General features: G+C 67.6%; 29 protein-coding genes. 3 read left to right on the top strand and 26 right to left on the bottom strand.

Annotated features, from left to right (window positions below):
• Positions 1 to 93 precede the first annotated feature (93 nt).
• The 14 genes from ACIF80_RS00415 to ACIF80_RS00480 form a co-directional block, all read right to left on the bottom strand.
• Complete coding sequence (locus ACIF80_RS00415) at positions 94 to 471, bottom strand: DUF6083 domain-containing protein (RefSeq protein WP_399797478.1); 378 nt, start codon at positions 469 to 471, stop codon at positions 94 to 96.
• A 193-nt stretch (positions 472 to 664) separates the two neighbouring features.
• Complete coding sequence (locus ACIF80_RS00420) at positions 665 to 2,038, bottom strand: tyrosine-type recombinase/integrase (protein ID WP_399797480.1); 1,374 nt, start codon at positions 2,036 to 2,038, stop codon at positions 665 to 667.
• Positions 2,035 to 2,205 (bottom strand): AlpA family transcriptional regulator, encoded by a 171-nt coding sequence (locus ACIF80_RS00425; protein ID WP_161270550.1) that lies wholly within the window; start codon positions 2,203 to 2,205, stop codon positions 2,035 to 2,037. Before ACIF80_RS00425 ends, ACIF80_RS00420 begins: the two co-directional genes overlap by 4 nt.
• A gap of 16 nt (positions 2,206 to 2,221) precedes the next feature.
• Positions 2,222 to 3,604 (bottom strand): replication initiator protein RepSA, encoded by a 1,383-nt coding sequence (gene repSA, locus ACIF80_RS00430; protein WP_399797482.1) that lies wholly within the window; start codon positions 3,602 to 3,604, stop codon positions 2,222 to 2,224.
• Positions 3,605 to 3,608: 4 nt separating this feature from the next.
• Positions 3,609 to 3,788 carry a hypothetical protein gene (locus ACIF80_RS00435; RefSeq protein WP_399799337.1) on the bottom strand — a complete coding sequence of 60 codons (180 nt, stop codon included), beginning with the start codon at positions 3,786 to 3,788 and terminating at the stop codon, positions 3,609 to 3,611.
• Positions 3,789 to 3,881: 93 nt separating this feature from the next.
• Complete coding sequence (locus tag ACIF80_RS00440) at positions 3,882 to 4,427, bottom strand: GGDEF domain-containing protein (protein ID WP_399797485.1); 546 nt, start codon at positions 4,425 to 4,427, stop codon at positions 3,882 to 3,884.
• A 3-nt stretch (positions 4,428 to 4,430) separates the two neighbouring features.
• Positions 4,431 to 4,748: a SpdD-like protein gene (locus ACIF80_RS00445; RefSeq protein ID WP_399797488.1), complete on the bottom strand. Its 318-nt coding sequence runs from the start codon at positions 4,746 to 4,748 to the stop codon at positions 4,431 to 4,433.
• A 21-nt stretch (positions 4,749 to 4,769) separates the two neighbouring features.
• Entirely contained in the window at positions 4,770 to 4,925 is a 156-nt protein-coding gene (locus tag ACIF80_RS00450) for a hypothetical protein (protein ID WP_399797490.1), read from the bottom strand.
• A gap of 10 nt (positions 4,926 to 4,935) precedes the next feature.
• Positions 4,936 to 5,127 carry a mobile element transfer protein gene (locus ACIF80_RS00455; protein WP_399797493.1) on the bottom strand — a complete coding sequence of 64 codons (192 nt, stop codon included), beginning with the start codon at positions 5,125 to 5,127 and terminating at the stop codon, positions 4,936 to 4,938.
• A 1-nt stretch (position 5,128) separates the two neighbouring features.
• On the bottom strand, positions 5,129 to 5,323 hold the full coding sequence (locus ACIF80_RS00460) for a hypothetical protein (RefSeq protein WP_399797495.1): 195 nt from the start codon (positions 5,321 to 5,323) through the stop codon (positions 5,129 to 5,131).
• A gap of 20 nt (positions 5,324 to 5,343) precedes the next feature.
• Positions 5,344 to 6,024, bottom strand: a complete 681-nt coding sequence (locus ACIF80_RS00465; RefSeq protein ID WP_399797498.1) for a DUF2637 domain-containing protein — start codon at positions 6,022 to 6,024, stop codon at positions 5,344 to 5,346.
• A 19-nt stretch (positions 6,025 to 6,043) separates the two neighbouring features.
• Positions 6,044 to 6,238 carry a hypothetical protein gene (locus ACIF80_RS00470; RefSeq protein WP_399797500.1) on the bottom strand — a complete coding sequence of 65 codons (195 nt, stop codon included), beginning with the start codon at positions 6,236 to 6,238 and terminating at the stop codon, positions 6,044 to 6,046.
• 20 nt (positions 6,239 to 6,258) lie between these two features.
• Positions 6,259 to 7,614, bottom strand: a complete 1,356-nt coding sequence (locus ACIF80_RS00475; RefSeq protein ID WP_399797502.1) for an FtsK/SpoIIIE domain-containing protein — start codon at positions 7,612 to 7,614, stop codon at positions 6,259 to 6,261.
• 3 nt (positions 7,615 to 7,617) lie between these two features.
• A complete protein-coding gene (locus ACIF80_RS00480; RefSeq protein ID WP_399797505.1) occupies positions 7,618 to 7,971 on the bottom strand; it encodes a hypothetical protein in 354 nt (117 codons plus the stop codon).
• 157 nt (positions 7,972 to 8,128) lie between these two features.
• Here ACIF80_RS00480 and ACIF80_RS00485 point away from each other — a divergent pair, with 157 nt between their 5' ends.
• Together ACIF80_RS00485 and ACIF80_RS00490 are read left to right on the top strand one after the other, a co-directional pair.
• A complete protein-coding gene (locus ACIF80_RS00485; RefSeq protein WP_399797507.1) occupies positions 8,129 to 8,860 on the top strand; it encodes an XRE family transcriptional regulator in 732 nt (243 codons plus the stop codon).
• 28 nt (positions 8,861 to 8,888) lie between these two features.
• Entirely contained in the window at positions 8,889 to 9,359 is a 471-nt protein-coding gene (locus tag ACIF80_RS00490; RefSeq protein WP_399797510.1) for an NUDIX hydrolase, read from the top strand.
• Here ACIF80_RS00490 and ACIF80_RS00495 read toward each other — a convergent pair.
• Positions 9,347 to 9,907, bottom strand: a complete 561-nt coding sequence (locus ACIF80_RS00495) for an HDIG domain-containing metalloprotein (RefSeq protein WP_399797513.1) — start codon at positions 9,905 to 9,907, stop codon at positions 9,347 to 9,349. The genes ACIF80_RS00490 and ACIF80_RS00495 overlap by 13 nt on opposite strands.
• 1,192 nt (positions 9,908 to 11,099) lie before the next feature.
• Here ACIF80_RS00495 and ACIF80_RS00500 point away from each other — a divergent pair.
• A complete protein-coding gene (locus ACIF80_RS00500; RefSeq protein ID WP_399797515.1) occupies positions 11,100 to 12,272 on the top strand; it encodes a DNA sulfur modification protein DndB in 1,173 nt (390 codons plus the stop codon).
• A 45-nt stretch (positions 12,273 to 12,317) separates the two neighbouring features.
• Here the strand turns inward: ACIF80_RS00500 and ACIF80_RS00505 are convergent, their stop codons facing one another.
• The 11 genes from ACIF80_RS00505 to ACIF80_RS00555 all read right to left on the bottom strand — a co-directional run bounded on the left by ACIF80_RS00505 (position 12,318) and on the right by ACIF80_RS00555 (position 21,376).
• Positions 12,318 to 12,929, bottom strand: coding sequence for a hypothetical protein (locus ACIF80_RS00505; RefSeq protein WP_399797518.1), 612 nt, complete (start codon positions 12,927 to 12,929; stop codon positions 12,318 to 12,320).
• Positions 12,930 to 13,104: 175 nt separating this feature from the next.
• Complete coding sequence (locus ACIF80_RS00510) at positions 13,105 to 13,887, bottom strand: hypothetical protein (RefSeq protein WP_399797520.1); 783 nt, start codon at positions 13,885 to 13,887, stop codon at positions 13,105 to 13,107.
• Positions 13,888 to 14,252: 365 nt separating this feature from the next.
• On the bottom strand, positions 14,253 to 15,353 hold the full coding sequence (locus ACIF80_RS00515; protein WP_399797523.1) for an MrcB family domain-containing protein: 1,101 nt from the start codon (positions 15,351 to 15,353) through the stop codon (positions 14,253 to 14,255).
• Between the two features lie 507 nt (positions 15,354 to 15,860).
• Positions 15,861 to 17,246: a tyrosine-type recombinase/integrase gene (locus tag ACIF80_RS00520; protein ID WP_399797526.1), complete on the bottom strand. Its 1,386-nt coding sequence runs from the start codon at positions 17,244 to 17,246 to the stop codon at positions 15,861 to 15,863.
• Positions 17,243 to 17,455 carry a helix-turn-helix transcriptional regulator gene (locus tag ACIF80_RS00525; RefSeq protein WP_399797528.1) on the bottom strand — a complete coding sequence of 71 codons (213 nt, stop codon included), beginning with the start codon at positions 17,453 to 17,455 and terminating at the stop codon, positions 17,243 to 17,245. The genes ACIF80_RS00520 and ACIF80_RS00525 overlap by 4 nt, the downstream gene beginning before the upstream one ends.
• On the bottom strand, positions 17,445 to 18,815 hold the full coding sequence (locus tag ACIF80_RS00530) for a replication initiator (protein WP_399797531.1): 1,371 nt from the start codon (positions 18,813 to 18,815) through the stop codon (positions 17,445 to 17,447). The genes ACIF80_RS00525 and ACIF80_RS00530 overlap by 11 nt, the downstream gene beginning before the upstream one ends.
• Entirely contained in the window at positions 18,812 to 19,072 is a 261-nt protein-coding gene (locus ACIF80_RS00535) for a hypothetical protein (protein ID WP_399797534.1), read from the bottom strand. Before ACIF80_RS00535 ends, ACIF80_RS00530 begins: the two co-directional genes overlap by 4 nt.
• A 104-nt stretch (positions 19,073 to 19,176) precedes the next feature.
• Positions 19,177 to 19,467 (bottom strand): hypothetical protein, encoded by a 291-nt coding sequence (locus ACIF80_RS00540; protein ID WP_399797537.1) that lies wholly within the window; start codon positions 19,465 to 19,467, stop codon positions 19,177 to 19,179.
• Between the two features lie 35 nt (positions 19,468 to 19,502).
• Positions 19,503 to 19,697, bottom strand: coding sequence for a hypothetical protein (locus ACIF80_RS00545; RefSeq protein WP_399797540.1), 195 nt, complete (start codon positions 19,695 to 19,697; stop codon positions 19,503 to 19,505).
• A 12-nt stretch (positions 19,698 to 19,709) separates the two neighbouring features.
• Positions 19,710 to 21,029 carry an FtsK/SpoIIIE domain-containing protein gene (locus tag ACIF80_RS00550; protein ID WP_399797543.1) on the bottom strand — a complete coding sequence of 440 codons (1,320 nt, stop codon included), beginning with the start codon at positions 21,027 to 21,029 and terminating at the stop codon, positions 19,710 to 19,712.
• The gene (locus ACIF80_RS00555; protein WP_399797545.1) at positions 21,026 to 21,376 is read right to left on the bottom strand and encodes a hypothetical protein; all 351 of its coding nucleotides are present in this window, start codon (positions 21,374 to 21,376) and stop codon (positions 21,026 to 21,028) included. The genes ACIF80_RS00550 and ACIF80_RS00555 overlap by 4 nt, the downstream gene beginning before the upstream one ends.
• Between the last annotated feature and the right edge of the window lie 116 nt (positions 21,377 to 21,492).

Here is a 21,492-nt window from a genome sequence, read left to right on the forward strand (position 1 = left end):
CCTGAGCGGCCGTATGCCGGGGCCTGTGGACTATTCGTGGACAGGAACATGGGCTGTCTCCCCTGGTCAGCCCCAGGGTTTCCGGAGCATCCATCAGCCGGCGTCCGGCCACTCCTCAGGAGGCTGCTCCGGATCGTTCTGTCGCTCCACTTGCCGCGCGTTCTCCCCTCGCAGGGACGTCAACCACGGCCATAGATCCGGCAGAGGCTGCGCAGGGCAGGCGAGGCGGTGCTCGACGCGGCACCGCTGGAACTGATCCGGCGGACACACCCCGTAGACCGTCACCCGCCCATCGGACAGTTCGATCCACCGATGCTCCGCCGGCACCGTATGAGCCAGGGGATTCATGTCCGGCTCCAGCAGCACCCAGTCCTGCTCAAGCGTCGGCACCCGGTCCTGCAACAGCCCACAGTCAGGGCAACGGGACTGCCCACCACTCAGCCACCGCGGTTCCTTCTCTAAAAGCCCCATACCGTGAGGGTCGCCAGTCCGTCAGCCCAGGCGTAGAGCGTGAACCGGACGTACCCCCTGGGGCAGCAGTCCACCAGCGATACAAAATGCGACGCGGCAGGTGCAGCCAACAACCAGCGACCGACGACACGCGGCCGAGATACGGCGAAGCCCCCAGTCCATGCGGGCTGGGGGCTAACGACTCACGTACGTGTCACTCGTACTCGCGCAGCAACTCTTCGATCTTGCGATTGACAACCTCTTGCCGCCCGTCGATGCATTTTGCGTACCGGCTCAGCAAGACCTCCACGCTGTTACCTGCGCGTTCGGCGACCTCCGTCGGGTCGACACCGGCGTTGAGCCAGGTGGACAACGCCGAGTGTCGCAGGTCGTACGGACGGGCAGCGAGCGGTGAGGCCCCCGCGGCCGGCGGGAGAGCGAGCGCACGAGCCTCCTGCCATACGCGGTAGTACGTCGAGGAGCCGACCACTCCCCCACGCTCATTGGTGAACAGTCGCCCGTCCTCGGCGGTGCTGAAGGTATCGAGGTGCTGTCTAAGGACGGCAACGAGCTGGGGCGGGATCGGCACGAGCCGCACCTCCTCGGCAGGCCGATTCTTCAGGCCCCGGTCATCATGGGTCTCCCCCGAGTCCGTCCACTGCTTGCCGGCACTGGGGCGCGTCCGGTGCAGCAACGCCGTGCCCCAGCCTGTCTCCGGCAGCTTCAAATCTGCCGCGGTGAGGCCCACAGCCTCAGCGGGGCGGAAGGCCCCGTAATACATGCAGGCGAACAGGCCCACCAGTCGACGGCCGCGAGCCCGACCATACCCACCGACGTACGACACAGCAGTCAACAAGGAGCGCACCTGCTCTGGATTGGCCACCACCCGTGGATCGACTTCTCCGGCGACCTTCGGTTTCTTCCAGCGAATGCCAGTGATCGGGTTCTCTTTGAACTCCCCGAGGTCCACCGCGTAGTGCAGGGCGTTGACGAGTGTCCGGCGCTTGCGCCGAACAGTCTCCGCAGCTGCCGCTGTGCCGTCCAGTTTCAGCTTCAACGCGTCCAGCACGGCCCTGGCAATCGCAGCATCGCCGAGATCGGCGAGGGGACGGGAAGCCTTCGACACCCAGTGCAGCGCGTGCGCGATCTCATCCGGCAGTTCGCGGTCATCCGGACCCGGAAGGACAAAAGCCCAGTTACGGAGCGCCCTCCTGATCAGTTCCTCCGGCGGCCGGCCTGGTCGATCGTCGAGCAGGGTCATGGTCACCGCGGTCAGCGACTCGTTGATGCCATTACGCGTGTTGGGAGCGGCGTGCGGCCACTTCATGGCGAGGTACCTCAGAGCGAAGGCGTACCAGCTCATAGAGGACGCCTTTTCGACCATCGAGTCAGGCAGCCCCGTGACCGTGTCGAACTCCTCGCCTCCATGAGCGGCCCGAAGGAGCTTGGAACGGTAGTGATCCGCCAGCCCCTTGGTGCGGAACTGGTCGGAGAACACATTCCCGCCCACGATCCACCGGACGTCATAGGACGACTTTTTCGTGTTCCTCTTTCGAACCCCCCAGACCTTCACGTCGAGAGACTTCACGCGGCGGCCTCCAACTGCCGCAACCAGGTCCGGAAGTCGCTCCGCCAAACTCGCAGTTCCCCGTTGGGAAGCTTGAAGGCAGCTGGCCCCTGCCCGAGCTCGCGCCACCGGTAGAACGTCCGCCGCGACACTCCGCCGAGCTCATCAAGGATCTGCGGGACGGTCATCAGCTCGTCTTTCACGTCAGGCTCCTTCCAGGGCTGCGAGTTCTTCGCGGGCGGTTTGGCGATTGAGTTGGATGTCGCGGGCGATGGTGGCGGCGAGGGCGGATTCACCGGGGGTGTGGCCGTGTCCGGCGTACTGCCAGTCGGCGAGGACCAGGACGGTGTCCGGCTCGCGGTCGTGGTCGTCGAGGCCGAGGGCGGCGTGTTCCTGGGCGGCGCGGTAGTCGGCGCGGGCCTGGCGGAGGGCGCCGAGGGTGGTGGAGTAGCTGCGGGATTTCGAGGAGAAGTGGCCGCGGAAGCCGAGCATGTGCGCCCAGGCCCACAGACGCCGGTCCGGGTAGAGCGGGTCGAGCATCTTGCAGGCTTCGATGAGGCGGCGGGCGTGGACGGGGACGCCGTGGCGGTCGAGTTCGGATAGCTCCCCAATGCGGCGGTCGAGGGTGCCGGTGTTCTCGGCCGCCTTGGTGGCGTACTTGGCGACGTAGGAGGCGACGGCTTGCTCTGTGATGTCGGAGCCGTCCCCGAACGCCTTGACCGGCCGGACGTCGAGCTGGGTGCCCCACCGGAAGGTGCGGGCCGGTTGGCCGTCGACGGCCGGGACGGACACCGAGGTGTAGGAGTGCACGGCGGCGGCGCGGATCGCGTCGGCGAGCAGGCCGACGGTGGCCCAGGATGGCGGCGGGGTGTCGGGCCCGTCGGGTCCGTCGATGCGGATCACGGCGTGGAAGTGCACGGCGCCGCGTTTCTGGAACTCGGCGACCTTGCCGTACGACAGCCGGGCGCGCTCCTTCAGTTCCCGTTGGGTGAGGCCGGCGCGGGCGGCGATCTCGCGGCGGAGTCGGTTGGTGAAGCGCTGCCAGAGCTGTCCGGCGTGGTTGTTGAACAGCACGGCGCCCGCGTAGTCGTACGTGGCCGGGTCGAGGGCGGTGCCCAGCTCGGGCGTGTCCGGGGCGTGTTGGGTGCCGCAGCGGCAGGCGCCGCGGTCGGGCCGGTTGTGGACCGGGCCGAACGAGGGCGCGGTGAGGGTGGCGAACACGCGGGGATGGTCGCGGACGGTGGCGGGGATGTCGCGGCGGTCGTCCCCGGCCAGGCCCGCGCGGATCAGGTGGTAGGTGTCGCCCGCATACGTCCAGGCGCAGGCCGGACAGCGGGAGGCGCGGCGGTTGCCGCAGGCGACGCGGAGGCGTCCGCCCGGCTCAGTCTCGGTCGAGTAGTGGTGCAGGGTAGCGCCGGTGGTCTTGTCCTTGGTCAGGGTCCAGCCGGTCAGGTGGATGGGGTCGGCGCAGCCGCCGGTGCGGCGGATCTGGTCTTGCCAGCGGTCGAAGCCCGGGGACCCGGCCACCCGCAGCAGATCGCCGAGGGTGACCGGGTCCAGGCCCGCCGGGGTGGCGGTGTCGGTCACGTCCTTACCTCCCGGCCCGGACGGCGGCGGTGGGACGGGGGTGGCCGGTGCCCCGGCAGGTCGGGCAGGTGACGCGGAGGGTGGTGCGGGTGCCGTCGCGGTGGCGGGTGCCGGTGGTGATGGCGACGATGGGGAAGCCGTCGCAGTCGCGGCAGACGCGCGCGGCCGGGGTGCGCTGGGGCATCATGGGATCTCCCTTTTCGGGTCCGTTGGATCTGGAAGGGGTGGGCCCCCGGAGCGGCGGAAGTTTGGCGACCGAGGCCGCTCCGGGGGTTGGTCAGTTGCGGCCGTTACGCCTGCCGTGGCCCTTAGCCGCGTACATTGCGGCGTCGGCCGCGGACAGCGCGTCGGTGAGAGTCGGCACCGGCAGGTCGGTGCGGTGGCAGAAGCCAACCGAGGCGGAGACCGGCAGAAGGTGTCCGTCGTGAGCGACGGGCCGGCACAGGGCGGCGTGCAGTGCGCTCGCCCCCAAAGTGCGGGCGGGGTCGGTGACGATGGCCGCGAACTCGTCTCCTCCGAGGCGGGCGGCGACGCCATGGCGACCGCTCCAGTCCCGCAGCCGGCAGGCGGTCGCGGTGAGCACGGCGTCCCCGGCACCGTGGCCGTGCGTGTCGTTGACGCTCTTGAAGTCGTCCAGGTCGATCAGGACGACCAGCGCGGCCGGGTGCCGGGTGAGCAGGTGTTCGGCGCGGGTGGTCCATCCGGCGCGGGTGTGCAGGCCCGTGAGCGGGTCGCGGCGGGCGGTGGCCAGGCGGCGGACCAGGAGGCCGCCGTGAACGGCCCAGCCAAGCGCCGGTAGTGCGGCGGCGATCAGGGTTTCCACGGCTCACCGCTCCTTGTGCAGGTCGTTGACGAGCAGCCGCAGGACGACGGCGACCACGGCGACCGAAACCCCGGTGACGGCGACCGCCAGCAGCAGCGAGACCAGGACCGTGCCGACGACCAGGACCACGGCGGTGCCGCCGCCGACCAGGGCGAGCGCTGTGCCCGGGGTGAGTTGAACCGTCGGGCGGGACGGCGCCGGGACGACCGGGGCCGGCGGCGGGGTCGGGGTGGCGGGGGTGATGGTGGTCGGCTGGATGGCGGTGGGCGGGGTGAGGTGGCCGGTGGGCTGGGGCATGGTCGGGGGCTTGGGCCGGAGCATGGGCGGATCTCCTTTCGGGGGTTACTTGACGGCGGTGTCGATGACCGGGGCGAGCAGGCTGTCGGCGAGGAGGTAGCCGCCGAGGAGGAGCACGGCGATGAGCCACCAGGGCGGGCGGACGAGCTTGACGCCGAGGACTCCGATGCAGAGCAGGGCGAACCAGAGCGGGACGTCCATGGGTGGCCTCCTAGCGGACCTTGCAGCGGTGGGTGCGGGCGGCGAGCTGGGCGGCGGACTGGCTGGTGTAGTCGGCGGACCAGCCGCAGCCGTCGTTGGCGCAGACGGCGGCGTGCTTGGTGGTGCCGTGGCGGTCGCGGTGGGTGCCGATCTGCACCGGGCCGATCCGCATCACGGAGTGGAAGAAGTCGCGGGCGGGCATGTCAGTTGGTCTCCGTCCGGGTGGTGGTCGGGTCGGGGAAGGAGGCCCGGATGCCGGCGGCGGTAGCCGGGTCGGCGGTGCGGCGGGCGGCTTCCTCGGCGAGCAGGTGGGCGAGGTAGGGCCGGTCGGCGGCGGTCATCTCGCGGGCGGCGTCGAGGTGGTCGGCGGCGGTCAGGTCGGCCGGGTCACGGGTCACGGGTGTTTCTCCCTTCGGTGTCAGGTGAGTTGGGCGGCGATGGCGTCGGCCAGGTGCGGCGGGACGCCGAGGCGGGCGCGCAGGGTGTCGGGGTCGATCCGGGTGCCGGTGCGGGCGTGGTGGTCGGCGGCGACCTTGCGGGCGTGGTCGACCAGCGCGGCCGGGACCGGCGCCGCCGGCGGCGGGGTGGGAGCCGGGTCGGCGGCCGGGAGGGCCGGGGTGTCGTCGGCGGCAGCCACCGGGGCCGGGGTGGGGTCCGGGTCGGCGACGGCGGGCGGCTCCGGTTCCGCCTCGGGCACGGGGTCCGGGTCCGGTGCGGTGGGTGCCGGGGAGGTGTCGGCGGAGGAGTGGGCGAGGAGGGTGCCGCCCATGAAGGCCAGGGCGGGCCAGGCGGCGACGAGGATGCGCAGCCAGGCCGGGACGTCGTTCAGGTCGAGGAGTCCGGCGGTGGCGACGTTCGCGCCGAGGGAGGCGACCAGGGCGATCAGGAACCAGCACCAGGCCAGTTGGGACGGTCCGTCGGTGCGCAGCCGGCGCCAGGCGGCGACCAGCAGCAGATCCACGGAGACGGGGTAGGCCCAGGCCTTCCAGCCGTCCTGTCCCGCGGCGGCGGCGAGGTCGTGCAGGTGGGCGAAGGACAGGGCGCCGGCGATGACGGCCTGTACCAGGACGGCGTCCACGCGCAGGGCGGAGCGGGTCATGAGGCGTGTCCTTCCTGGCTCAGTCGGCGGCGTGGCCGGTGCCCCAGCAGGTGAGGCACAGGGCGGTCTGGTGGTTGTCGGTGGCGCGGCCCTTGCGAGCGCCGACGCGGACGGTTTCGGCGGTCTCGCCCTTGCCGTCGCAGTCGGGGCACTTCGCGGGCTCCGGCTTCGGCTTGGTCGTGCGGCGGGTGGCGGGCTTCTTCGCGGTGGGCATGAGGAACCTCCCGAGCGGGGTCAGGCGGCGGCCGGGGCCGACTCGACGGCCGGGGCCGGAACCGGGGCGAGGGTGCCGAGGACGGGCCGGAACGGGGCCAGGGCGGGCAGGTCCGGGGTCAGCTCGGCGTGCCGGTTGCAGGTGTTCACGGCCTGCCGCAGCGAGGTATGCGGGGCACGGATCCGGGCCCAGCCGCCGGACGAGTCACCGGTGACGGCGACGCCCGGGGTGTCGGTAGGGATCTGGATCGCGGCCAGCACGGCATCCGGGGCGATGTCGCCGAAGGCCATGTTCGCCGAGGATTCGTCGTTGACCCGGTGCGCGGTGCGGCCGGTGAGCTGGGCGCGGAGCATGGTGATGCCCTTGCCGAGTTCGGAGCCGAAGCGCTGCCCGCAGATCTCCAGATAGATCCCGGCGGCCCGGCCGAGCTGCGCGAGGCGGGCCAGGGCGGTGATGATCCGATCCCGCCGCTTCTCCTCCTCCTTGCTGGCGTACAGGGCGAGTTCGGCGACCTCGTCGACCAGCACCACGACCGGTGTCGGGCGCAGGTCCTCGGGCAGGTCCCAGATGTCGGCGGCGATCTCCGCGTCCGGCACGTCCGCGGTGATCCGCTGCTCGGCCCGGATGAGCCGATACACGTCCTGCATGTGGGCCACGAGGGCGTCGAGGAGTTCGGCGGCGGTGTCGGGGTTGTCGGCGAGCGCGGAGAAGCGGCGGGCCAGCGGGAACAGCTCGACCCCCTGCTTGCAGTCGATGCCGACCAGGGCCACGTGCTGCGGGGCGAGAGCGGCGACGAGGTTGCGCTGGTAGACGGACTTGCCGGACTCCGTGGCGCCCAGGGTGAGCGCGTGCGGCACGGCCCGGTAGTCGCGGTAGTGCACGGCCCCGTCCTCGCGCAGGGCAACCGGGACCCGCATCGGCCGGGTGTCGACCAGGGCCGGCATCTGCACCCGCTTGAGCACGTCATAGCCGGTCATCCGCACCTCGACCACGCCCGAGCGCAGCTCACGCGAGGTCACGCCGTACAGGGCGAAGGAGTGCCGCAGCCGGTCACACGAGGCGGCCACGTCGAAGGCGTCCTGACCAGGCCGGAGCTTGAGCCGCAGCACCAGGCCCGTCCGGGTCACCCGAAGGCGCAGGATGCGCGGAGCCCGCGGACCGGGAATCGGCCGGTTGGTCACCCGCGCCACGGTCAGGCGCCAGCGCGGGGCCGGGACGGTCAGGCCGCAGGCGTCCATGACCGAGCCGTAACGGAGAAGGATCCGCAGCGCGGCGAGGGTGACCCCGAAGGTCAGCCAGTACCAGGCGGGGCGCCGCCACCGCAGGAGACCCGCAGCAGCGACGACCAGCACCAGGGCGATTAACAGCCACGTCATGACTCAGGCCGCCTTCGGCTGCGAGGCGCCGGCGGCCAGCGAGGTCACCGCGACTGCGCGGAAGGCGATCCCGTGCCGCTTCTGGCCGTTGAACTCGTTCTCCCACGGCGAGGCGACCAGGCCCGTGAGGACCACGGGAGTGCCCATGGCCAGGTCCTCGGAGACGCCGGGCTGCGGAACGGTGAGCTTGAGGATCTCCACCTCGTCGGGCGTGGAGAACATGACCTCCACGACCATCAGCGTGATGCCGTCCTTGTCGACGGCGATCTCACCGGTACGGCGATCCTTCACCTTGGGCTGCGGGGCCTTGGCGACCATCACGGTGGCGTTTGCGGTGTCCACGGGGATCTGACGCATCGTCTTGTCTCCTGTAGCAGTGAGGCGTTGACCGACATCCCGTCGGTGAGATCAGGAGACCGTGAGAGAGGCTGGACGCATCACCGTCCGTATGGACGTTTGGGGACGTCTGAGCTACCGTCAAAACGTCCCTAGCGGTCCCAGTGAAGGGCACGTCATGGCGAACGAGCGTCTGCGCGCGGCGATTTCAGCGAAGGGCAAGACGATCCAGTCCGTTGCCGAACATGTCGGAGTGGATCCCAAGAGCGTCGAGCGGTGGATCACCACCAGCCGCACTCCGCACCGCGGACACCGCTGGAAGGCAGCGAGCTTCCTCGGAGTCGACGAGGTCTATCTCTGGCCGACGGTGGAGAAGCAGGCGGAGAAGGCCAGCACGTCCGAGCTGATCACGTACTACCCGCACCGTGGTGCAGTGCCCGCACCGCTGTGGTCATCGCTCATCGAGAAGGCGACGGATCAGCTCGACATCCTCGTCTACGCAGGCCTCTTCCTCTTCGACGGCCATCCCGATCTGCCGGACCTGTTGGCCGAGAAAGCGAAGGCCGGCGCCCAGGTCCGCATCCTGCTCGGAGACCCCGACTCCGAAGCAGTCCGCCAGCGCGGCGAAGAGGAGGGCATCGGCGACGACCTGGCCGCACGTGCCCGGATCACCCGTCGCTACCTCGAGCCCGCCATGTCGACGCCCGGGGTGGAAGTCCGGCTGCACGACACGATCCTCTACAACTCGATCTACCGCTTCGACGAGGACGTTCTCGTGAACCCGCACGTCCTCGGAGCCCCCGCCGGGCAGAACCCGGTGATGCACTTCCGGTACCTCCCCGGAGCGCGGACCTTCCGGCACTACATGCGGAGCTTCGACTACGCATGGGAGCGGGGCCGGGCGGCGTAGCAGGCCCGGGACGTGCGACGCTGAACACATGGCCCGTGTCGACTACTTCAACGATCCGAACGCCCCGAAGGCGAACAGCCTCGTTCCCTCCGTGACCGCCGTGGCGCGCAACGAGGCGGGGCACGTCCTGCTGATCCACAAGACCGACAACGACCTCTGGGCCCTGCCCGGCGGTGGCATCGACCTGGGCGAGTCAGCTCCGGACGCGGCGGTACGCGAGACGAAGGAAGAGACCGGCTTCGACGTGGAGGTGACCGGCCTCGTCGGCATCTACACCAACCCTGGCCACGTCATGGCGTACGACGACGGCGAGGTCCGCCAACAGTTCTCCATCTGCTTCCACGCCCGCATCACGGGCGGCCAGCTGCGGACGAGTAGCGAGAGCAAGGAAGTCGCATTCGTCGACCCGGGCAAGCTGGACGAGCTGAACATCCACCCGTCGATGCACATGCGGATCGAGCACGGCCTGACCGACCGGACAGAGCCCTACATCGGCTGATGCGCCATGCGGTCGAGAGTCCGTGAGACAGCGGCCTTGAGGTACGGCCGTGCCTTGCTGATCGCGTTGTGCACCTCAGTGCCCGGCTCGTAGCGGACGAGGATCTCGTCAATCCGGGTGTCGAAGTCGAAGGACTGCCCGGCGGGACCGGTCGTCATGTCGGCCAGAATGAGGGCATCCAGGACCGGCGAATCCTCCCGCTCATAGACGGCCAGCTCTGCCGAAAGCCCACGCTGTTCCGCCTCGTACACGGCTCCGGAGTGATGAGCGACGAGCCGCACCAGGCGCGCCGGCGCCCCCAGCGATTCGAGGTGCCGAGCGCCGTCGAGGGGATGGAACCCGGTGTCACGCAGCTCGGGCGCGTACCCGATGTCATGCAGCCATGCGGCAGCGACGAGGAGATCCCGGTCAGCCTCGGACACAGCCGCGGAAGCCTCACGGGCCCGAGCGGCCACGGCCTGAGTGTGCAGCCAGCGGTTCCCGAGCTGAGGAAGCAGGGACTCAGCGAGTTCGGCCGCTCCCTTGGACGTGTCCAGTGCAGAAGGCATGCATGGAACGGTAGCCGAGCAGAGCGGAGAGCCGACAGGCCACGATCGGGACCGGTGCTGATCATCGATGCGGTCAGACTTTCTCTACTTCATCAAGGCCCGCGCACGGCGCGGGCGCGCGCCGCCTTGTCGGCGGGGCCGCCGCCCTGTCTTCGCCAGCGGCGGCCCCGCCCGGCGGCGCGCTGCGTGCAAGCGGGCAAGGGCGAGACCTTATCCGCGGCCACAAGACGATGCCTCCGGCGGGGGCTCGGCCGGCACCGGGATGGAGGGGGCACCGTTCCCGGCCGCGGGCACGTCGTGGCGTGTGCGGGGTGCTCCCATCCCGCCCACCGTCGACCCAGGCAGAGCCGAGCAGACGCGGCCCAGGGGCGTCAAGGTCGTTCGTACAGTGGCGCGCTCCACCTTGACGCCCCTGAACCACGCCCGCTCCACGGTGTGTGGGTCGACGGCGAACGGGATGGGAGCCGGGGTGAGTGGTGGGCTGAGGAGGATGATGCCGCCATGTCAGATGAATCGAGACGCCCGCTCAGCGAGCTCCGTGAAGGCGAAACAGTCTGCGCCACGATCACTAGCCACCAACCATGGGGACTCACGGCGGCGCTCAACGGATACGAACCCGTAGGTGCCTCGCTGGACATGATTCGCCGCGGCAGCGAGCCTGGAGTGCAGCGACTCGCCCAGAAGCTGCCTCCTGTAGGGGCGACCGTTGACCTCGTCATAGGCAAAGTGCGTACGTGGCAGCACAAGCCATGGATATGGGTGGATCTCACCGCAACCGGCCATGATGAAGGCTGAGCGTGCGGCGGCTGACATCAGCGACTGACGCCAACAAGCACGGATACCAACGACCGACGCCGGACCCCAATGGACGATCGACCAAGGCACAGAAGCGGTTGGTCGACGTTGACAGACCCCCGTGATCGACCTGATAAGGATGAGGCTCGAACCTGTCCCAGGCGGGGCGCCGCCCTCAATCGATGGGCGGCGCCCCTCCGGCTCGACTCGGCCATTGAGACTCCACCGACCGCGACTGTGTGCCAGTCCATGCATGGTTCGATCAAAAACAGACAATCAGAGCCGACATGCCCTCACTACGTAGCATCTTGGCGACACTGACGTCCCAGTTCTCACGTAGCGCGGTAACTTCCTTGCCGTAGTACCTCGGCTACGTGAGATACCTGGAGGGGACGCCATGAGCGACTCGGAGCAGATGTTTGGCTACACCCCTTACCCCGCCATCTGGTACCGCATGGGCAATCGAGAGATGGCGGTTACTGCGATGACACCGGTTGCATACAACTCAGTAGTTGGACCGCGAGAGGCGTGGGACCCACTTTCCGGCACCGGAACCAACAGAAAGGAAGACAAGAACCACCGGCGAGCAATCGCACAGTACGTCGCCGACACTCCGGACTACGTACTCAACTCCCTTCTTGTTTACGTTGGAGCACAAGACGCAAAATTCGTCCCCGATCGGTCTCTGCCAGCGGACGCCCCGATCAAACCAGGAGTTCTCTACCTGCGCCCTGGGGCAACACTGAAAGTAGGGGACGGTGGGCACCGGACCGATGCGTACGGGGATGTAATTAGCGCACACAAGCCGTTGAATGACGAGGTATTCCAACGGCTCTCCACGAGCGGTCAACCTATCGTCGTAGTTCTGGACGACGACCAATTCCGGCGAGCCCAGGACTTCACCGATCTGCAGCGAAACGCCAAACCTCTTAACGCGAGCATCGGGCAGTCTATGGATCGGCGGCAGTCGATCAATCGCATCTTGATCGAAGATGTGATCAAACGAGACGATATCCCGATCTTTGGCGTAGGAAGGAAGGTTGAGTTCCTCTCTGACACACCCGGCAAACTGAGCGCCAAGACCATGGGGTACAAGACGCTGCGCTATGCCAGCGGCACGCTCCTCATCGGCACTTCTGTACGAGATGCGCGCGGCTGGGACGCGTCAGTAGAGTTGGAGATTGCCAGCGACGAGGCCCGCGCCATCACCAGCATTGTCGACTTCTGGAAAGGCTTCAGTCAACTTCCTGACTTTGTATCGGCCCTGTCAGCACCCGCCCGCGGCATCGAGCTCCTCCGCAGCAAAACATGGCTATTGAGCGCAAACCTGATCTACGCTGCAGCGGCCGCCACTCACGCAGTAACTTCCGAGGAAATCCCGGAGTGTGACATCCCTACCGCGATGAAAGCGCTACAAAGCTTCGACTTCTCACGGGGAGAATCAACGCCATTGATCGGCACCCTGGTGGATCCAGATACGGGGAAGTCCGTAACAGGCCGGACAGCATGGGAGGGGGCCACTGCCACCCTTGTGGCACATATTCGCGACGAGCTGGCCTCCACCCCGTGATCCGCAGTCCCCACGCTTGCCGCGCGGGCACAGATCCACCTTTCATTACGCGTCCTGCAGCAGGGGCACCCCAAGCGCTCCAGCCACTTCAAACGGCGTGTCTTCGTGACGTACGTTGAAGGTGAAGGAGAGTTTCTCAATGGCGCGAAGATGACCCTCTATTGCCGAGGACCTCTCTCCTTTACCTACATCGTAAAGCGTCACAAAGGAAGGATTACGGATCGGCCCACCCTGCTGAAGATGCTCGATACGAAACAGCAAGTCATTTACGCGCTGGCTCGCCAATTTATCTGGCGCGGACAGCGTGATTTTGTCTAGCAGTGTAGTTCGACCATTCTGATAACGATAGTCGAAAGATAGGTTACGGGGCTCCCCATGCAGGTTTACCCGGTAATTTACGTCCTTCTCAATTCGATGGCCGGCGGGAAATCGCAATCTCTTGAAAAGAAGCTGGTTCGCCAAGTCATCGATTGTTTGAGGTGAAGGATCGGGATCGCCGACTAGCTCACGAAAGAGTTCATTAACTGCCCCTTGGGGATCGCTGCCGAGCAATGCTCCACGACGCTCAATGCGGTAGGACTGGGCGGAACGGGCTGAGACGGCTTCCACCTCTTCAGAGAGCGTGCCGGCCTGGAGGTGGTACTCGATGTATTCCATCCAGGCGCGCAGCGTTTTCGTGCTCCGGACCAGGCCGCGGGCTTTGCGTCCATCAAACCCAGACTTTGTCTGTCCCACGAAGCGCATGAAGCCACCCGAGTCGGATTCCACGACAACGCCTACATTTCTTGGCTCATCCCGGAATGGGTCGGGCACGTACTTTACGAGGTACCAACTAGCTGTCACGATCCACCTCCTCGGTGTCCAGCGTCCAATTCTTCACTTTCGCATATTCCGCGTAAGTGCGATCCACATAGGAGCGGATTCGAGTTTGGCGATGCTCGATGAAGTCAATCAGAGCATCCCGCAGAGAAGCGTCTACCAACCGCGCCGAATGACAGGTATCTACGATCTGCATGATTTCTCGCCGGGTCACAGAGGCAATGCGCTCGAACCACTCAGGGAAATGCGACATATCCACGACATGGGGTGGCAGGCAATGCCCTTTACACTCCAAGTCAAGACTGCCTGCAAGAGCCGCTTTAGCATCTGCAGATGGGTGATAGTGGTTGATCAAAGCAAGATCGTGATCAAAGGCCGCGACACCCACATCTGCCACGTAGGCCAAATTACGATTGTGGCGGTCAGTGTTGGCCACCCACTGATCAAAAGCAATGATGCCGCAGGCTTCCCACGGGCGCTCTACGCAGAAGGTCGGCGGAATTACCGGCGGCGCCGTGTCACCGCGCTCACCGAAAGCCATAGCCACATAACCGTACCCACCGCCGTGCAGCCCAAGCAGGTTTCCTGGCGGCACAGGTACACCCGCGGCCGCGCCCAGCTTACTTGCGATGTAATCGTTAACGACGGCGTACGGGCGCTCTGCGGTATTTTGTCGGGCGAAGGCATTGAGCCTTACGTGGTGAACGCCCCCCGAAGACTCTTCAATAGCTGCCCCATGAAAAGCGACGTCAAAATACCCGACACCATACTTCGGCCTTCTGGATCCGGTCGGCACCGCACCTCCCCCGCTCCCCCCGACACGCTCACCCAGCCAGCCTAGCGATCGAGCAGCCTGACGTGGTCCCAATCGAGCAAACCGGTACCTCGGGCTCGCCGGCAGCCGCCGTGCGACCCTAGCCCTTGCGTTCGTACCGTGCGCGCATCCAGGGGAACGGAGGGTGACGTATGGGCGCCCTGCGCAGGCCCTTCCGGCCTCACCGGCTGAACGCTTGTCCGTCCTCACCACCACTCCTCCGACGATAGAACGTGCTGGCGGCCTCGGCACGTCTCGAAGTGACAACGAACAAACGCAGAGACAGGTATGCCCAAGATGGGTGAGCGGTACGCACCCCTCCTACTAGACCACTGAGCCTAGGGCGCCTACGTCAGAGGAGCCAGATCAGCCTCTTTCTCCGCAAGGCCAGCCTCGACTGCTTCCCGGGATCCAGCCCACCCGTCCTCTGTGGGCCAGACCGACACGATTCCCTGATGAGCAAGCAGACTTACGTAGAGATCGCCGATCGGTTCATTGAAGAGAGCCATGGAACGAGGTTGCTTATCTGCTGGGTAAAGAAGGTATGCATACGTGACGAGCTGACCAATGGCTTCCCGTACAGCATGACTCACGTTGCCGCGACGTACCACCTTCGCTTCAATGAGCCATTCCTCCCCATTAGTCCGAGCAACCATGTCGCGGGGGTGTACGTTCGTTCCAGCATCGCACCCAACCGCGTTAAGGAAGTCACCGTATCGCCGGACCAATGTCTCATGTTTTCGACTCTTCTTGAGGACTTTTCCGACAATCCTTTGCACATACTCACCATCACTCTTGGGTGCGAAATGGAGAAGCGGATCGCCCTCATCACCGACCGACTGCTGTTTGATGGTCGTGATGACGTCACGGGTAGTGCTGCGCAGTTGCTCTCGTAGCATCAATGCGTCCTGATACAGTTCGATCATCCGCCGAAGGTCCGTCTTCAGCGATTCCTCGTCTGGCAACGCTTCGACCTCGTAAATGCGCGCAAGGATGTTACCCGCCTCGTAAGCCCGCGGCAGGCCGGCACGACCCCCCAGGTTGATAGCGTCACTCAGACCGACCACCTTGTCGCTGGGCAAGGCCGCCCGAATTGCCGTAGCCTCGCCTCGGAGTAGCTCGTGAGCCCTCCGTGTACCGAATGCCTTCTGTAGCTCGGTGACGCCCTGGTTCAAACTGAGCGAGACCGTCTTCATATTCTCGGCGAAGAGGTAGACCACGTACATACCTCGTGTTGCCGTGTCCGTCTCGTCGGGGTCGAAAAAGGACACCCAAGGGACAAACGCGCCTGCGCCGTTTCCTGCACTGCCCTTGATGAGGTGACCTGCTGGGATGTGCGGCTCGAAGACAGGAAGTGCCCCTCGCAGTAGCTTCGCTGCAGGCGATCCTGTACCGTCCGCGCGGTTGTAAGTGGACCCGACCTCGTGCAAGTAGCCCCGTAGCATCATGGCTTGAGCCTAGGGCGCACCTCTGACAACGCGGCTCGCGCCGTCATGTCGCGCTGCCTTGAGGGGAGTCAGACCTCGAAGCCCCGGCTGGCGTCTCCTCCTCGCTGAGCGGACGCTGGTCACGGAGACATGGACCATTCGTGGACGGATCCCCGGCAGTCGAACGCTTGCAGGGCGCCGACCAGGAACTTCCTCCGGCAAGCAAGGGGCCTCCGGAGCCGTGTGCGCAGGTTCGAATCCTGCCGGGGGCACCTCGCACGAGGTGCCCAAAGACCCCGCCATCAGCGCTTTCGCTGAGAACGGGGTCTTCGCGTATGTGCGGGCGGATGCCGCCGGAAGCAGCCGTTTGCCAGTGATCACGTTGTAATAGCGTGTTGATCTTGAGTGGCTCCGCAGCAGGTCAGCGCGGGTTCCGAAGGCCCTCAGCGTAGCTCTGTGGACTATGCGTGGACGGGCCGGAAGCCCCGGATCTCTCCGGGGCTTCCGGCCCGTTGGTCATGACTGTCTTCAGCTCTCGGTGTCGTCCTCCCCCAGCCCCTGCATGATCCGGTCGTTCATCTCCTGTTCCTGGCCGTCGATGCACTTGGCGTAGATCTTCAGGAGCACGTCCACAGAGTGACCGGCCCGTGCGGCGACCTCCGGGGCGGGCACCCCCGAGTTGAGCCACTGAGAGACGCCCGCGTGCCGGAGGTCGTACGGCCGGAACGCGAGGACCGAGGACACCTGATCGGGGACGAGCGCCAGTTCCCGAGCCTGTTTCCAGGCACGGGAGTACGACGACGCGGCGATCACGTTGCCCCGCTCGCTGGAGAACAGCCGACCGTCCTCCGCCGTGCCGAACTCGTCCAGGTGCTCGCGGAGCAGCCTCACGAGCGGGGGCGGAATCGGCACGGTGCGTACCTCTCCCTGGGCCCGTTGCTTCAGACCCCGCCGGTCGTGCGCCTCACCGGAGTCGGTCCACGCCTTCCCCGCCGTGGGGCGGGTCTCCACCAGCTCGATACGGCCCCAGCCCTGTGCCGGAAGCGTGCAGTCGGAGCGGCGAAGGCCCAGCGCTTCGCCCGGTCGCATGGCCGCGTAGTACAGGCACCCGAAGAAGGCCCGCAGCCGCCGGCCACTGGCCCGTTCGTAGCCGCCCACGTAGGTGAGTGCGGTCAGCAGCTCCCGGGCCTGCCGCGGGTTGACCACCACCCGGCGATCAACCTCCTGCACCGCCCGCTTGCCCCGCTTGCGCCGGACGCGGCTCAGCGGGTTGGAGGTGAGGTGCTCCAGCTCCACCGCGAACTCTAGGGCGTTGAAAACGACGGCTCGCCGACGCCGGTAGGTCTGCGTCGCCGCGGGCTTGCCGTCCAGCCTCCGGCCTAACCCGTCGATCAGCTCGTGTACGCGGGTGATCTCTTGCAACTCCCCCACCGGAAGCGACGCCCTTTCGATCCACCGCACCGCCGAGGCGATCTCCTCCGGCCGATCCCTCTCCCTGCGCGGCACGGGCAGGACGTATGAGCGCAGTGCCCGGCGCAGCACCTCCGGGGCGGGCCGCCCCCGTGCCGGTTTGACCAGGACGGGAACAACTGTCGCCAAGGCGTCCGTCATGCTGTCCCGCTGCTTGGCGGACGCCTCCGCCCACCGGGCATCGACGTATCTGATCGCCAAGTCGAGGAAGGACAGCGCCGCCTTGCCACCCCGCAGGGAGTCGGGCAACCCGGTCACGGTGTCGAACGGCTCGCCCTTGTCGAGCGCCCGGACGAGCTTCGCGCGGAAACGGTCGGCCAGTGCCTTGGTCTTGTGCGACTCGCTGAAAGGCTGGCCGTCGACCACCCAGCGCACCAGGTAGGTCGGCTTCTTGGTGGTCTTGTTGACCGAGAGCTTCCACACGGAAGCCTTGTAGGACTTCACGATGCCGCCCCCTCCGCCCGTTCCTCCAACCACTCGTCGAGCACGTCACGCCGGACCCGCAGCTCACCGTTCGGAAGGCGGATGCAGGCCGGCGCGAGACGCAGTTCCCGCCAGCGGTAGAAGGTGCGCCGGGAGATGCCGCCCAGCTCGTCGAGCACCTGCCGCACGGTGAGCAGTTCGGCCGTCCTCGTACGGGTGTCACGCGCCATGGCGAGCACCGCCCTCCCGCACGGAGGCCGCCAGGAGCGCCGCTTCCGGCGAGTAGCCCCGCCCCGCGTAACGCCAGTGGCCGACCGTGACCGTCGAGTGCTCCGGCAGGCCGAGGGCGTTCCGTTGCTGCTCCGCGCGATGGTCGGCACGGGCCTGCCGGAGGGCGGTCAGCGTGGTCGAGTAGCGGCGCGACTTGGTGGAGAAGTGGCCGCCGTACCCGAGCATGTGCGCCCAGCGCCGCAGCCCGAGCGGAGCGAACTCCGGCAGGCCACCGAGCCACCAACACGTACTGATCATGCGCAGCACGTGCGCGCGTACCGGCAGCATGACCATGTCCCGTGCGTGGTGGATCCGGCCGTCCACGGCGCCGGTGGTCTCCGCACCCTTGGTGGCGTACTTGGCGATGTAGCCCGCCACGGCCGCAGCGGAGGCAGGCCGCTCCCCCGCTGTCCGCCCGTACGAGGTGACCGGCCGTACGTCGACCTGGGTGCCGAAGCGCAACACCCGGGGCCCGATGACGTCCGAGCCGGGGGCGGTCAGCCGCACCTTCTCGACCACGACGCGCACGGAATCGACAAGGAGGGGAACCGTGGTCCAGCCGGGCGGATGCGAGTCGGGTCCGTCCGGGCCGTCGAGGCGGATCACGGCATGGAAGTGGACCAGGCCCCGACGCTGGTACTCGGCGACTTTCGCGTACGAGAGCCGGGCGACCTCCCCGAACTCCGTACGCGACAGGCCGACCCGTCGGGCGACCTCCCGCCGCAGCTCCAGCCCGAACCTGTGCCAGAGCCGACCGGCGAACGCATGCCAGAGGACCGCACCCGCGTAGTCGTAGCAGCGCGGGCAGAGAGGTTCGCCGAGACGAGGGTCGTCCGCCGGGTGGCGGTCCCGGCATCCGGCCGGAGTCCCGTGCGGGCAGCGGTCACCTGCCCGGCGAGGCCGGCAGGGTCGCACGCGTCCGTCACGCTCGCGGCGCGTGTGCACCGGGCCGAAGCCGGGGGCGGTGAGGGTGGCGAATACCTGCGGGTGATCGCTCACTGCCTCAGGGACGTTCTTGCCGCCGACGAGTCCGGCCCGGACGAGTTGGTACGTGTCCGCCCGGTACAGCGCCGAGCAGGTCGGACAGACCGTCGCCCGCCGGTTGCCGCACGCAGTGAGCAGACGACCGCCGTACGCATCCGATCCGTAGGAGAGCAGAGCCGCACCGGTCGTCGTGTCGTAGACGGTGGCCGCGCCGACCAGGTGAATCGGGTTCGTGCAGCCACCGAGGCGAACGATGTTCCGGCGCCATGCCGCAAATTCCGGCTCCGACGCCCTGGTGACGAGAGCTGAGACGCTCCGCGGAAGGGCTGTGGTCATCGCTGACCACCTCCGCCGCCGAACGCCTGCCCCATCACGGCCGAGATCCCTTCCGGCCGTGTCTTGGCGCTGAAGCGCAGCGTCGGGTTGGTGAGCCAGACAGCGGCGGCATGCGCGGGGCACAGCCACTGCTCGGCTCCGTCGAGTTCGACGAGGACGATCTGTTCCCGTCCGGCGCAGGTCGGGACCTGTGCGTCACGCTGCCTGAGGTCGCAGGCGAGCGGCGGGGATTTGCGCGGATGATGCGCGGTGGACAAAGTGTGAGTGCTCCTTTCACTGCTCACGTGGCGGATGGAGTGGGTTCCTGACGGGGTCGGGTTTGGCGACTTCGCGCCCCGTCGGGAGCCCGTCATACGGGCGATCACTGCCGTTCCTCGGGAGGAACAGCGACTACGCCGTACGAGATCGGTCCGAAGGCACGGCGGGCTCCGAAGTAGCCCCGGCCGATGTCCTCCGCCGGCGCACCGAGCGGAGCGGCGGCGAACTCCACGCCGTCGAGGCGAGCGGCGGAGTCGGAGGCGTCGACCAGGACGACGACGGACGCGTGACGCGGTACGAGCACGGCCGGATTGACGGTCAGGAAGTCGATCAGCTCCCGCAGACCGGCCAGGAAGGCGGCGCGGTCACCGGAGCGGATGACGTAGTCGGACACAGGAAGTCCCCTTGTCAGGTTGGTGGTGGGGCGTTTCAGAAGCGGAGTTGGCCGAGGAAGCCGTTCACTCCGTCGAGGAGGGTCTGAACCACGGGCGCGGCCACGGTTCGGGCAAGCAGGAAGCCGAAGGTTCCGCAGAGCAGCGCGTCGGCCCACCTGAGGTACCGAATGCGCAGGAGGAACCAGATCAGCAGGCCGAGCAGCAGAACAGCCGACATGGACACCAGCACGGCAAGCCCCTCTCACGGTTCGACGTGCAGTTCGGGCAGGACGGGAGTCAGGTGCGCGCACTCGGCGGCGACGGCTTCCGCCTCGGCTTCCGTGATCAGGTGGGACCGGGCGCGCTCCCAGCCGTCACCGGAGGCGAGGACGGCCGTCCCCGCCTGTTCCGGGGCGATGGCCTGCGCCGCCTTCAGCGCGTCGGGGTTGAGGTCGCCGAGGGCCATCTCTGCGGTGCCGGGGTCGGCCACGCGGTGGCACACCCGGCCGCCCAGTTGCGCCCGCAGAGCCGTGACGCCGGGCCCGAGATCGGAGCCGACACGCTGGCCGGCCACGACGAGGAACACCCCGAGTGCCGCACCGAGTTGGGCCAGCCGGATCAACGCCGTACCGGCCGCGTGCGCTTCGTCCTTCTCGTTCCGGCTCGCCACGAGGAAGAGTTCCGCGATCTCGTCGACGATCACGACGACGGGGACCGGGCGTTCCTTGTCGGACAGGCCCCAGATGTTTCGAACCCTGGCCGCCCGACAGAGGGACATCCGGTCGAGGGTCAGGTCGACAAGGGCGGTCAGCAGCCGCACCGCTTGCTCTCGGTTCGTCGCGAGGGCGGACAACCGCGGCTCGTAGAGGGACAGTTCCATACCGCCCTTGCAGTCGATGCCGACCAGGGCGACGGGCTGCGGGGCGAGGCCCGCCACGAGGGCATTGATCAGCGTCGACTTTCCCGAGCGTGTGGCCCCGACGATCAGCCAGTGAGGGACGCGCCGCAGGTCGACCACCCACGCAGCCCCGGTCTCCAGGGCGCCCACGGTCACCCGGAGCAGATGACCGGGCCCCCGCTGCTTCGGTACCTGCGGGTCGGCCAGCGGGTCGACCGCCGACGCGACGATCCGTACGACCCCCGGTTTCCAGGAGGTCACCCGCACCGCGTGCACCTGCCAGCTCTCCGCCATGGCGGGGGCCGCTTTGACGAAGTGCTCCGGCACTTGACCCGGTAGCAGCCTCACGAGCAGGACGAAGCCGCCGGAGGTCGGGCGTATAAGCCCTCGGCGAGGCACCCGCGGCTGAGGCGGAGGCGCCCCCTTGCCGACGAGCCCGGACACCACGGTCAACGCCGGCCGACGGCTCACGGCGAGCCCGCAGCCCGCCATCAGGGGCCGCCAGGTCTGCACGACCCGGAAGGCCACAGCAGGGAAGCCGCATAACAACCACCAGGCGCCGGGACAGCGGCTGCGCAGGGCCGGGCCCGCCAGAAGCAGACCCGGCACCAGCACGACGGCCACCACCAGAACCCAGCTCGGCCACGCCACGTCGGCCGAAGCAGCGGAGGCCAGTTCCCTCACTGCCCGGCCCCCTTGCCCGCCGAGGTGGCGGGAGTGCTCAGGGGCCGGATCTCCGCCGCACGGAACGCGATCCCGTGCCGCCCGTCGTTCTCCCACGGCGTGGCGACCAGGTCCCGCACGGCCACGGGCATACCGAGCTGCACACCGGCCGGCTCACCGGCCACGCTCACGTTCACGACGTCGGCCGACGTCCCCGCCATCAGGCAGAGACCGACCTGGTACACCGTCTTGCCGGTCTCGCGGTCGACGCGAAGCTGACCGGTCTCACGGTTGGCGACCCGCGGCGCCGGGGGGACTGCGCAGATGATCCCCGTGTACTTCGCGGTGTCGATCGGAAGGCTTGCCACAGTTCGGTTCTCCTCATCACTTGGGCACCCGAAGAGGGATCCTTCGGGTTGCTAGACCACCCGTAGTACGGGTGACTCAGGCAAGGTTGCCCACCCGTAGTACGGGTTGTCAACCG

The organism is Streptomyces sp. NPDC085927 (genome assembly GCF_044540975.1).
Taxonomy (GTDB): domain Bacteria; phylum Actinomycetota; class Actinomycetes; order Streptomycetales; family Streptomycetaceae; genus Streptomyces; species Streptomyces hirsutus.